Annotated in this window: 8 protein-coding genes; 7 read left to right on the top strand and 1 reads right to left on the bottom strand. The window is 47.3% G+C overall.

What is annotated here, in order from left to right; all coding sequences use genetic code 11:
* Positions 1-114: 114 nt before the first annotated feature.
* The 3 genes from HQM11_03075 to HQM11_03065 all read left to right on the top strand — a co-directional run bounded on the left by HQM11_03075 (position 115) and on the right by HQM11_03065 (position 3,269).
* Entirely contained in the window at positions 115-1,470 is a 1,356-nt protein-coding gene (locus tag HQM11_03075) for a hypothetical protein (protein MBF0349983.1), read from the top strand.
* Positions 1,460-2,224, top strand: coding sequence for a sulfite exporter TauE/SafE family protein (locus HQM11_03070; protein MBF0349982.1), 765 nt, complete (start codon positions 1,460-1,462; stop codon positions 2,222-2,224). Before HQM11_03075 ends, HQM11_03070 begins: the two co-directional genes overlap by 11 nt.
* A gap of 226 nt (positions 2,225-2,450) precedes the next feature.
* On the top strand, positions 2,451-3,269 hold the full coding sequence (locus HQM11_03065) for a hypothetical protein (GenBank protein MBF0349981.1): 819 nt from the start codon (positions 2,451-2,453) through the stop codon (positions 3,267-3,269).
* Between the two features lie 93 nt (positions 3,270-3,362).
* On the opposite strand, the gene HQM11_03060 is transcribed toward HQM11_03065, so the two are convergent.
* The gene (locus tag HQM11_03060; GenBank protein ID MBF0349980.1) at positions 3,363-7,292 is read right to left on the bottom strand and encodes an MMPL family transporter; all 3,930 of its coding nucleotides are present in this window, start codon (positions 7,290-7,292) and stop codon (positions 3,363-3,365) included.
* Positions 7,293-7,561: 269 nt separating this feature from the next.
* Between HQM11_03060 and HQM11_03055 the strand changes: the two genes are divergently transcribed.
* The 4 genes from HQM11_03055 to HQM11_03040 form a co-directional block, all read left to right on the top strand.
* Positions 7,562-8,551: a zinc-dependent alcohol dehydrogenase family protein gene (locus HQM11_03055; GenBank protein ID MBF0349979.1), complete on the top strand. Its 990-nt coding sequence runs from the start codon at positions 7,562-7,564 to the stop codon at positions 8,549-8,551.
* A 36-nt stretch (positions 8,552-8,587) separates the two neighbouring features.
* Positions 8,588-10,792: a hypothetical protein gene (locus HQM11_03050; GenBank protein MBF0349978.1), complete on the top strand. Its 2,205-nt coding sequence runs from the start codon at positions 8,588-8,590 to the stop codon at positions 10,790-10,792.
* Positions 10,793-10,897: 105 nt separating this feature from the next.
* The gene (locus tag HQM11_03045) at positions 10,898-11,383 is read left to right on the top strand and encodes a hypothetical protein (GenBank protein MBF0349977.1); all 486 of its coding nucleotides are present in this window, start codon (positions 10,898-10,900) and stop codon (positions 11,381-11,383) included.
* On the top strand, positions 11,380-13,259 hold a 1,880-nt coding region (locus tag HQM11_03040; protein ID MBF0349976.1), incomplete at its 3' end, for a hypothetical protein. The genes HQM11_03045 and HQM11_03040, both read left to right, overlap by 4 nt.

Below are 13,259 nucleotides of genomic sequence, written 5' to 3'. Positions count from 1 at the left end.
GGCATTGCAAGTCTGGAGCCTGATAAAAAACTTGTGTTGATGAAGATGAATTAGGTATCGTCCGCCAATGATTATTGGTGGTTTTCATGTTTATGGACAATGAGAGGATCGATCATGAACAACCCACAGGAGCTATTACAAAATTTTTATAAACTGCTGTCAAAACTGCATCAGATCCGGGGGCAATCCAGTGGCAAAACCCTCACGCAGGATCTTGTCCGGGTTTTCATGTTTGGTTTACCGGAAATTTATCCGCTCGTCTCTGTACGGGTTTATTTCAATAACTGGCACTATGAGCATTTCCCTAAAAAAAGAATCACTCTTCCGTCACTCGCAGTGGATTCCAATCAACTCGCACGTCATGTCTTTCAACAAAAACAGCCCTTCCTCTATCACAAAGAAAACTCCAACACCACTTATTTCAAAGAACTGGACAGTTATTTAAAACAGGGAATTGTCCAGATTCAAATGATCCCTCTCGTCGATGTCAACCAGATGCCTCTTGGCTTTGTGGAAGTCGCTTCGGATGTGATCGAAATTTCTGATTTTTCCAAAGATCTTCTGCACCAGCTTGTCCACCAACTCGAAGTTTTTCTTGAAACAAGCCTGGGGTCCGTGCGGCGTCAGGACAATATGGCCCGACAGTCTTCACCCGAACTTCTGGGACGGTTGAAACAATATGAAGATGAAATCCGGCAACTTTCTGAACGCCTTCAGGAGAGTGTAAAATATGCCCAGGAACGTGAGGGCGTTTTTTATTCACTGATTCATTATTTCCGGGACAGTGTCAGAATGATTGATGCCTGGAATCATTTGAAATCCATGGCAACTGAGGGATCCTTGAATCAATATGATTTTCAGCGCCATACGGATTTTTATCTGGAACAGACCTTCCGCTTTTCAGAATTACTGCTCCACATTCACAAATTGCAACGAGGCACATTGAAACCACAACTGGAGGAACTCCTCCTTCAGCAATGCGTCCATGACGGCATTGCCGGTTTCACAACCCGGCACCCCGAAGCCCCCTTGAACCTGAAAGTTGCACTCCCCCGACATCCTGTAGCCGTACTGGCCGATTCCCTGCTCTTTGAAACAGCCATCACTTATGTGCTGGAGCATTTATTCACGCTGGTCGCAACACAGGACATCAATGTAGTATTTGCTGTTGAAGGTGATGTTGAAAACAACCACATTTTTCTGCGTATCGGTTTTGACCTGGACCCACTCATTCAGCAGATTCATGCGGATCCCCTCGACTTTGATACCTTCATGAGACAGCCCCTGGATAATTACGGATTATCCATGCTTTACATGCCTTTTGTGCATCTGGCCCTTCAGGTTCAGGATGGTCAATGTCAGGTCAATCAAAATTCTACTGAACAGATGTGTGTGACCATCAGCATCCCCCGTGGAAAAACCCCCATCAATCCGACTCCTGCTCTGGATGGATCATCCCATGATAGCTGATTCATGGGTTTATGACCTGCTCAGCATGGTTGCGGCCTGGGGAACCTCCCTGCTTTCAGGCGTGGTCGGTATGGGCGGTGGACTCACTCTGATCGCGATCATGCTCATGTACATGGATTACTGGATTGTTCTCCCGGTGCATGGCGTGGTCCAGTTGGCCAGTAATTCTTCCAGATCCCTCTTTTTATTCCGCTCCATCCACTGGCGATATGTCGCTGAATATTGCGTTGGACTGATTCCTTTGGGCGCGTTGGGACTGTTGATGATTGGCAAAACCAATGTGGTTTATATCAAATTGTTCATTGGGGGATTCATTCTGTTTGTAGTTTATTTTCCCTTCCGCCGGTTTGTCTGGCGACATCCCCAAAGAGAATTTGTGTTGGCAGGTGGTTTGTGTGGATTTTTTTCCATGATCGCAGGCGGTGCCGGTCCATTGCTGGCGCCTTTTTTTCTGGAAAAACCACTTTCCAGAGAATCTGTGGTTTCCACCCAGGCGGCTTGCCAGTTAGTCACACACTTGATGAAAATTGTGGCGTTTGGTGTGATCTGGCAATTCCCGTTTCAGGAATATGGCACACTGATCATCGGTATGATTTTGGCGGTAATCCTCGGCACGTACATGGGAAAACGCATTCTGGTCCGGAATCTGTCAGAACAGCGTTTCCGGCTGATTTACAAAATTGTCTTAACACTCCTTGCGCTCAAATTTTTGTGTTGGGATAGACTGCGCCCTTTGCTTCAACCATATTTTTGAGCATAATAGCTGACTGTCATCGCTTCAGGCACATACACCAAGAAGAATTCACCTTGGCAACACACGGACCAGAGTCGTGGCATTATGCGCTCCAATGCTAAAATCCATCTGGTCGGTATCATTTTGAGAACTGAATCCCGGAAAATCCATCTTGCTCTCTCAGGCTGATATTGTCATAATTCCCGGAGATTAGATGGTACTGTTCCTTTTATTCCTGATTTGACACATGACACATTGGCATCGCCTGTTCGGACTGGTTTTGTGGGATTATTTTCTCGATTCGCCCTATGAGGTAGAACTCGAAAAGGATTTATCGCTCAAGCGTCAGTTGCTGGATGTGGTAATCCTGCACAAGTGCGGAGAGGGGGATCTTAAAGAATTACCAGATGGACTGGAAAATCTGAAAATTCACAATTTGCTCACTTACAAATCCATGAGGGAACCTCTGGATGACTGGTCGCTCCACGAATTGATCGGGCACTATGTGAATTACCGCAAACAGGTCAGTCCTTCGCTGGACACACTGCTTCCGGAAGAAGATTTCCAGTTGTATGGTGTTTGCACCCGCTTTCCGCAGAAACTGGTAACTCAAAATGAACTGGTCTCAATAAGAAATGGGGTTTATGACTTAAATTGGGGTTCACGCTTGATTCGAGTGATTGTGTTGTCCGAAATGGAAAACGCGGAACAGAACGCAATTTGGAATTTATTCAGCGCCAACGCTGAAAGAGTCCGCTATGGCGCGGATCATTATCAGATGCACTCATCGAACATCAGCACGATCATCAACCGTTTATTTGAAACCTATAATCTGGAGGGAATCATGCCCTACACCATCGAGGATTTTCAAAAAGAATATGTCCTGGATCATCTTAGCCTCCTGTCTCCTGAAGATCGTCTCAGGGGATTGCCTCCTGAAGACAGGCTCAAAGGATTGCCTCCTGAAGAACGGCTCAAGGGATTGCCTCCTGAAGACAGGCTCAGAGGTCTTTCGCTGGAGGAACTCAAGGCATGGCTCAAAAAACTGGAATCTCAGAAAAAGTGAGGTTTTTCTGCTGTTTGATATTCAAAAAAAGAATCAGAGAAAAGGGAAAATGAAAACGACTCCAGGGGACGATTTCCCCTGAGATAATGAAGTTTACCCCTGTAATTGATCGAGGCACTCTTCCAGACGGTCAGAGAACATGCACACCATGTTGAAATAAAATTTTGATGCCAGTTTGCGATGGGTCTTTTCCAACCGATCCAGACCTTTGAGACTCATGAACATGACCTCCGCTTCTTCCAGAACAGAAGCACTGTGAGACCTTATGTAATCTTTAAGAATAATGGATACCGCACCGATCACATCGCCTTCAAAAATGGTGGCAATGGTGTAATCCTGGCCTTTTTCCTTCACATGGATATTGAATTTTCCGTTCATGACGATCAGCATGTAATCGCCAAAATCACCTTCAGAGTAAACACGCATTCCCTGAGGAATATGTTTGATTTCAAAAGTGTGCCGAAGCCAGCGAATTTCCCTCGGAGTCATTTGTTGAAAGATGCTTTCAAAGGCGGGTTTGTGTTCAATCACCTTTCTGTCCTGAATCATCTGGTTCAATCGGTCAATCTGAGCCTGTTCTTCAGCACTGACATTGTGATCGGCATAAATCGCCTTGTTGAGCGCCTTGCGTTCTTCCGGTGAAATTTCACCGTCGGCGATGATGGCGTTCACCAGATCTTCCAGCGATTCTTCTTCCACCAGTTCCCCCGAATCAATCAAGGCGTTGAGACGATCCAACTGAGTCTGTTCTTCCGGTGTCACCTTGCCATCGGCATAAACAATGGTTTCAATTTCCTGTTTTTCCTGAGGACTCATAGAGCCATCCGCGACAATTCTGTCCACGATCTCTGTTAGAAAAGTAACATACGCTTCAGGATCGCCCTCAAACTCTCCAAGCATCTGGGCATATTTAAAAGCAACCTGCCGCTCCGCATTCTGGATCGGTCTGGCCAGGGTGGTCGCAAAGTTTTTAAAGAGACGGGTCGCTACGTCGGGATAACGTCCCATCAGTTTTTTCAGAATATCATCATTGAGTACCAACACCTGTGTGTTTTCAAGCGCCACCGCTGAGGTAGTCCGTTTAGACTTGCGGAACAGTCCACGCACGCCAAGAGTTTCACCGGGAATATGTTCTGAAACGATTTTCTGTGTGCCATGAAATTCTGCTTCCCGATACAACTGAATTTTGCCCTTGATGATGACATAGGCTTCATACCCGGAATCCTTCTCCCTGAACAGCAGTTTTCCCGGTTCCAAATCAATGGTGTAGGCTGACAGCGTGGCCAGTTTGATTTCCTTGAGTGACATGCCCTGAAAAATTTCCAGAGTTTTCAGAAATGCTTCATCGAGTTGCATTCCCACATAGTCCCAGGCCGTGATGATTTTGGTTTTTGTGGTGATCGCCGGTGTAAAATTCATGTCCGCCATCCAGCAGACCAGCAAGGTGAAGCAGACCAAAGCGCCGAAGAGAACCTGTGTCTCCATTTCTGACATCATAAACACACCAAACCCCAGACAGAGCGAAACGGTCGTGTAAGTGGCTGGACGCCCCACCTGTCTCAGTGTGAACAGGGATGCTTCGCGTTCGTTACGCATTTTTTTCACGTTTTCATTGAAATGCGCCAAATAATGAATGGTATCATCCACCCCTATTCCAAGGGCGATCGCGGCAATGACAGAGATGGTCACACCCAGCGGAATTGAGAGCCAGCCCAGAACTCCGAAAAATACCAGAATGGGCACAATGTTGGGATACAATGCCAGCACGCCCATTTTAACAGACATGAACATGGCTGACAGAATGACAAAAATGATGGTCAACGCCAGAAGCATACTGCTGACCTGACTGCGGGCGATGTTGTCCGCTGATTCACTGGCCAGAACACCGCCACCCGTGTAACGGATGGTGAACCCCGGAAACATTTCAGGCAATATTTTTTCAAGATGTGACCGTAATTGCAGAAACGCAGTGGAACCACTGGTTTGCAGACGGACTGTCAACTGTAGCAACTCATTATTGTCACTGATAAATTTGGGTCCCTTGTTGGCTCTGAGTTGTTCGATAAATCGTTCAACACCGCGATCGGTCAGTTCATCTAAATTCGGATAACGTAACTTGAGGTACTCGGTCAAGGTGTAGACTTTATCAATCCGCAAACCCTCGATTTTTAGAATGGGGCTTTCCGGATCAGGCTCCATGAGCATGTGTTTGAGTACATCCAGTTTTCGCATCATAGCCGCTGTTCTTAATTGATGTGGATCCGCGTCATTCTGGAACACCAGTCTCAGACTGTTGGTTCCGGCAAGTTGATCTTCGATCAGTTTGAGATCCTGCATGATGGGTGTGTCCGCGGGAAAGGCTCCACCTTCGCTGTTCACTTCAATCCAGGTAACGCCCACCAATCCCAATGCGCCGATTCCAATCCACATGGAGAGCAGGTGCTTGGGGTAATTTCCAACCAGATTGGCCATGAAATTCAGCATATCATCCAGTTTTCCGGGTTTCAGCTCTCGTTCCTTGTAAACTGGAATGTTCATCAACGACAGCATGGCTGGTACCAATGTCAACGACAGCGCAATAATGATGGTCACTCCGATACAGGCATACAAGCCCATGCTTTTGATAGCGGGAATTGGACTGGCAATCAATGCCGCAAATCCAGCCACTGTTGTTAAGGCGGTGACAAACAACGGAACTGTCACATGAGCCACCGTATGATCCAGCAGAGATCGGCGGTCCGTGTTGTGTCCAGCTTTGATTTCCTGATAAAATTGGTTCACTGTAAAAATAACATAGGCACTGCCCACGCAGATCAACAGTGGTGGTAGAACCATGGTCACCGGATTCAGATTTTCACCAACAATGGAAAAAATACCAAATGTCCAGGTCATGCCCAGGGCGATCACAGCCAACGGAATCAAAACGCCCCGGGCTGAACGGAATGACAAGGCCAGACTGCCGACCATCAGCAGTAAACTCAGGGGCAGGATCCGCACAATGTCTCCCGCCAGCACTTTGGAGGCCTGATATTGTTGACGCGATTGCCCGGCATAGGCCAGCCGGTAGCCTTTGGCCTGATATTCCGCCAGCAGGTTTTCCATGGCAATTTGTACTTGTTTGGCTTCAGGGGGAATCTCATTGCCAAATTGAACCAGCATGGAGGCCGTTTTGAAATCAGAAGAAATGAGATCTTTAAGAATCAGGGAATTGCCTTTGAGTGCCTCATAGGCCTGTCTGGCCCGGCGATCCATTTCCTGTTTGAAATCATCCGGATTTTGGAAGAGTCCCGGCACACATTTCACCTTGGGTTGTTCAACCTCGACAACAGCGCTGTCAACAGTGGACGACATGCTTTCATCAAGCAGGACGGGAGACTCTTCCAGAAAATCTGTCGTGACCGGAGGTTCAATCATCGAATCGCCAAGCATGACAGGAGACGCTTCCAGAAAATCTGTCGTGACCGGGGATTCAGTGATCGCATCGCCAAGCAGAACGGGAGACGCTTCCAGAAAATCAGTGGTGGCGGAACCATTGCTGTCAGCCGGAACAGAATCCGGTTTTCCTGCGCATTGCTGATTCATCCGGTAGCGTTCCAGAATATTGACGCAGAGCGATGCTTCTTCGTAATACAAATAGGATTTTCCTGCGCAGGTGCCTTCCAGTTGAGGGGTGTTGGTCAAACTCACCACACTCATGACTCCCGGAACTTCTTTAGGAATACGCTGGGTAAGCTGCTCCATGTCTTCAAAAAATTCCACATTGAATCCGGTTTCAGGGTGAGGTTGCATGGCCACAATCATCATTTCCTCGTTGCCAAACACATCCCGCATCTGTTTGAAAAATTCATAGGAATCAGAATCCCGGCTGATATAATTATCGAGTGAACTATCAATCACCAGATCTCCATCCACGTTGATCAGATGGCTTTCGGCCTTGATGGCAAACAAAATCGTAATGACCAGAATCACCCCAATGACCGGGAAAGGATAATCTTTGAGTTTCTGCAAAAATTTGATGATCATAATCCTCTCCTCAATAGCTGCGTTAGGTAAGTTAGAAACAGGTCCGCTTGCAAGAGCCTGTTTCTGATCTGTATAAACATAACGAGATTATCCTGATTATTTCAAGGCCTAACCTGAAAACGCAACATTGAACTGTAGAAATGTGAATTGTGTTGTTTTTAGAAGAGGGTTGCATTGTGATTCTGGAAGATTATTGATAAATGGAAATGAAAACATATCTTTTGTTCGAATTTCAGTTTTTTTAAAATTTTGTTGACTACTGGAGCGGCATGAAAGTTGTGGTATTTAAGGAGAAAGGCAGTCTGGATGTATTGAAGATCGAGGATCACGCACTTCCGGATCCAGCGGGAACGGATGTTCGTGTTAAAATCACATCCATTGGACTCAACCGGGCTGACAGCCTGTTTCGACAGGGACTTTATTTTTTTCAGCCTGCATTTCCAAGTCGCGTTGGCTATGAGGGCGCCGGAATTGTCGATGCTGTTGGCTCAAAAGTCACATTCTTAAAACCTGGAGATCGTGTCGCAATTTTACCATCGTCCTTCAATGCGAGTCATCAGGGATGTTGTGCCGAATACGGGATTTACCCTGAATCTCATTTGTTGCCCACCCCCTCCAGTATTGATGATGAGATTGCTGGAGGAATCTGGATGCAATATATCACAGCCTGGGATGCGCTGATTGAAGATGCCCGGATCCAGAAAGGTGATTGTGTTGTGATTCCAGCCGCCTCAAGCTCTGTCGGAGTTGCCGCAATACAAATTGTGAATATGCATGGTGGCGTTTCAATTGCTACCACAACCAGTCCGGCAAAAATGGAAGCTCTTTCCAGGCTCGGAGCCCAGCATGTGATAAATATCAAAGATGGCAATTATGTAGAGCGGGTGAAGGCCATTTCGCAGGGAAAAGGTGCCCGAATTATTTTTGATCCTGTTGCCGGCCCGACTGTTAAAGATCATATCGCGGCAGCGGCAACTCATGGAATAATATTTATTTATGGTCTGCTTGACCGTCGGCCGATGGATATTCATGCCGGTGTTCTGATGAAAAAACAATTGACCCTTAAAGGCTATACCTTGATGCCGTTGTTTCAGGATCTGGAGAAGTTGCGAAAAGTTGTGCAATCCATCGCCACAGGCCTGGAACAAGGACTTCTGGTTCCAATCATTGCCAAAAAATTCAAACTGGAATCATTCAGGGATGCGTTTGAATACCTGGAGTCCAACGAACAAATCGGCAAAATCATTATCAATCCCTAAAAACACTCCAATCCAGTCATACCAGAAGGACGGCTTATGATGATCAAACTTGAATGGGTAAACAGTCTCCTGTCTCAGGAAAAACTGGATGATCCGGAAGACGCGCGAAAGGCTCGAATGCTGATGACATTCACCCTTATATTTGCGGCGATAGCACCGGTTTATTCCATGATCTGTTTTTTATTCAAAAATCAATTTGGTGGCACAGTGTTGCTTTTGGGTGCTGTTCTGGCAATTTTGTCGCCTGTTGTGATGCGAGTTTTGGGATCAACAGAAGCCTCAATCCATCTATATGCGTTTGTACTAAGTTGCACGTTATTGGGGGTGGCATTTTCCATGGGTGGTGTTGAACACAATGCCATTGGCTGGCTAAGTGTGACACCTCTGGCTGTGATTCTGCTGGATAATTATAAATCAGGCGTGATCTGGGGGATCATCACAGCTATTGCCATTCTTTTTTTATATTTTTTAGAAATTTCGGGAATTTTGAATTTTTCACAGCTACGTTCGGTCGATGTTTCTTCAGCATATTACACGCTATTTCAGAGTACAGGTGCCTCCGGATTGCCGTTGGTTGTAACCTTGCTGGCCATTTTGTTCCGGCAGGAAAAAGAATTGGCGCTCAGAGAACTGAATCAGTCCGGTGTTCATCTCGAAAATGAAAAAATGAAAAGTGAAGCTCAGCTCATTGAAACCCAACTCAAACAAAAAGCGTTGCAGAAAGATATCAACCAATTATTGGAGGTTCTGCGTCAGGTGGGGGAAGGGAATCTGGAAACAGAGATTCCTACCTTTGAAGATTTGCTGATGGAACAACTGGCAACAGGAATCCGTATCATGGAGCAGGAACTGAAAATCGCTCATGAACGAGACTTGTCTGTGCATCAGAAAGAGAAGGAACAATCACTCAAATGGATGAATGATATTAACCTGTTGCTTAAAACATTTGAAGAAGTTGAAAATGGGAATCTGGATATAAGGGCGCCTGAACTATCAGACTCTCTGTTGTCACGTTTATCATTGGGCGTGAACCAGATGATTACAGGACAGCAATGGAGTCGGACTGAAGAAGAAAAGCATAAATTCGCGCTGTTGCAAACGAACGCTCTGGTTGAAAACGCTCCCGTCAGCATGGTGCTCATGAATCCTGATGGTAAAATCAGCTATATGAACCCTGAAGCATCCAAAATGTGTTGCCAGGATCATTTTGATCCGAAGAATGATAAAGAACAGCCTTTTGCGGAGTTGTTTGACAATGAAACACTGCTCTCTCATTTGCTTGATCCCATAAAATTACCTTATCAATGTGAAGTCTCGCTGAGACAGGATTGGATTCTGTTGCAGGCAACAGCGGTTTATGATGATCAAAATAATTTCCTGGGAACCGCCATTGCGTTACAGACCATTACTCTTGAACGCCAGCGAAAAGAACGGGACCGGCGACTTCAGGAACAGGTTCGCGACATTTCTCAGCGTCTGGGGGATGCCAGCAAGGATTTGCTGGGTATGAGCGAACAATTGGCACAGGGTTCTTCCAAAACATTTCTTGAAACGCAACAGGTGATGCTGGAAGCCAAAGACATTCAATCCAGCATCCAGTTTATCGCTTTTTCCGTGGAACAAATGGCAGAGTCCCTGAAATCCAGTGAAACCCTGGTGATTAGAAGCAATAACATTTCCGGGGAAGCTGTCGAATCTTCTCAACAAGCATCTAAAATCATCGGCAATCTTGGAAAAAACTCTCTTGCCATTGGTAAAATCATTCAATTGATTCACAAAATCGCGCAACAAACCAATATTCTGGCGCTCAACGCGACGATTCAGGCAACACGGGCCGGAGAGGTTGGAAAGGGATTCGGAGTGGTTGCCCGTGAGGTGAAGGCACTGGCCTCACAAACAGCAGAAGCGACCAAGGAAATTTCAACGCAAATCAAAACCATCCAGAAAGACACAGATTCTGCCATCGAATCCATTCAGCATGTCAGTTCGTTGATTGAACAGATGAATGCTATTGCCGGAGAAATCTATACAGCGATTGTTTCCCAAAATTATGCCAACGATGAAATCAGTAAACGGATGGAGGAGGCTTCCCGTGGAACAAAAACAATCAATGTTCATCTGGATGAAGTCGCTCAAACCGCAGGCGACGCACAGGCCAGCTCGCAAAAAGGAACAATGGCCGTGTCTGTGGTTGACCGGATGGTGATGAATCTGAACAGGATTGTGACGGAGATTCATTGATAAATTTGTTAGCGATAATTTTTGCCATTGCGTCCCCCGCGATATTTTTGCTATGAATCCCTCAGACCAATTGGTTTGTTGATTCATTTTTAATGAAGGGGACGTATGCGTGGAAGACAATCACTGGTGCTGGGTAAACTTCAGGCCTCTGAAACGTTCCTGACCGTCAATCAGGAAATGACCGTCACGTTTTCCCTTGAAATTCAGGGATCTCCCGCCAAAGTGGAATTATGGGAAGTGGATCAGCGGAAAACCCCCATCCGTTTTCTCACGGAACTGGTCCCGGATCAGACCGACCCCACCCGCCCCATTTTTCAGGGACAGGTTCCTTTCAAGGAACAGGAAACCCGGTTCATCACGTTCCAGGTGTTGGCTCACACTCCGGGTGGAGCCATCTGGCCCGGCCAGACATTGACGCTGGCGGTGGCGGAACCGGATAGACAAACTTATGAAATCGCCACTGAAACCATTTCCCGACAACAAGGCGGAACCATCGCGTTCGCTGATGGCACCCGCTTGGACATCTCGCCGGAAAGCCTGCCGGAAGACACCGAAATCACCCGATCCACAATGGCGACAATTCCGTCATGATTTTTCGACCCGATGGTCTGAAAACCACCCGAAACATGACCCTCACCATGCCGGTGTTTCCTCACATGCGGCGTTGTGTCAAGGGGGACATCTACGCGTATCGCCTGTATCCCGGAGAAGAACCACAGGACTTCTCCCTTGAGGATCTGGCACCCGGTGCCGCGTCGGCAGGTGAAACCACCCTGATGGTGTCCTGCTCTGATTTACAGAAAATGGACACCATGGAAGTAAAATTCAATCATTTCACGATGCAGTTCGGCAAACCACAGCCGCCGATTTATGTGTCTGATGAGCCCATCCAGATGCCGCTACCCGCTGACGAACTGGTGGTCAAACCCGGAATGCCCATCCGTGTGGAAATCAATCCCACCATTCTCAATCCCCTAACAGGAATCGGGGTTCTGAATTATCGGCTGAACCATCAGGAACTGCTCCAGGCCCTGGGCAACCATCAGGATGAGTTTTTAACCCTGCGTCATAACCTCAGGCAAGGGACTCCGCCGGAATTCAGGGATGGCGTGTTCACCTGGACTCCGGATTCTACCCAGACAGGACATTTCTTTTTTGAGTTCGCTGTCAAGGTCAATCAGGAGGTTTATCAACGCCAGAAATCCGTCTACCTCACGGTGCATGTGGAAGGGGACCAGGCGGTGCTGATTGATGATTTCGAGTCTGGAGACCTGAGCCGTTGGACACCCGGACGGGATATGGGCGGGTATGATCCTTCCCTGAGTGTCACGACCCGATATCAAAATCAAATTCCGTCCCATGGACAGCACATGGCCGCCCTGGAACTGATCAAGGAATCACTCGCCTACGGCAACACCACTACCCCGGTTTCACAAACACTGACAGTGCCTCAATATACTCAAACCATGAATCTGGAGTATCATATTCTGATGAAAACAGGACACATGTATTCCTCCAGCAAAAAAGATCTGTCTCCCAGAGACACTTTGCGCCTTGAAATTTCCTCCGGTTCACCGGAATCAACCCTCATTCAGGAAGTGGATTTACCACGGCTCACCTGGTCCTCTGGTTCTCCCTTTCCACCTCAAGGCTATACTTACGCGGTGGAGGGCATGACCAGTCCGACGGATTGGGTGCATGGTTCCTGGCTGTCATTGCCTGTCAATGTATCATCTTTGGCGGGAAAACAGGTTAAAATTACTCTGGTCCTGTATCAGAAAGAACCGCCACCATTGGGATTTCGCAAACTGCATTCAGTAGTGTTGCTGGACAACATCCGCTGGGAAGGAAAAACATCGTCCACTGATCCGGTGGCGGTCAGCGTCAAGCAAACCTCTGTGGGCGGACCGAATTCCTATCAATTGACAGGCTATGCCGATCCGTCCCTGCAAAACATCCAGCGTATGGAATTCCGGATTGAGAACAAAACCACCGGAACTGCGGAAGTCATCACTCAGGACCAGATGATCGATCCGGAGCAGGGCCTTCATCTCAAGCTGGTTCCGCCCTCTGCCGCCAGCGGCAAACAACTGAAAGCCTCCACCTTGCGGTCTCTGGACGCGGGTGAGGTCTGGGTGACGCTGTGCATGGTGGCTGGCACGGCAACAGGCAACAGGCAATACTGCCACACGCTGAAAATCCTGCTGGAAGCCACGGACATCCTCAATCACTTCCTCTGCCGGGAGGTTGAGCATAGCGATCATCCCGGTATTTTCCCCTACGAATGGCTGATTCATGATTTTTTCTGGGGAGAACCGGAACAGAAAGACCTCATCGATTTCATCTACCGGAATATGGAGGAATTCCCCATTTCCCCCCACATCCAGCACACCCCGCTCGGAAGGCTCAATGTCTGGTGGACCTATGTCCAGGACTCTCAGGGAAATCAACGAAAGTGCGCTTTGGC

It is taken from the genome of SAR324 cluster bacterium (genome assembly GCA_015232315.1).
Classification (GTDB): Bacteria; SAR324; SAR324; order SAR324; family NAC60-12; genus JADFZZ01.
Note: the sequence above shows the minus strand (reverse complement) of the source record. Positions and strands in the feature narration are given on the sequence as shown.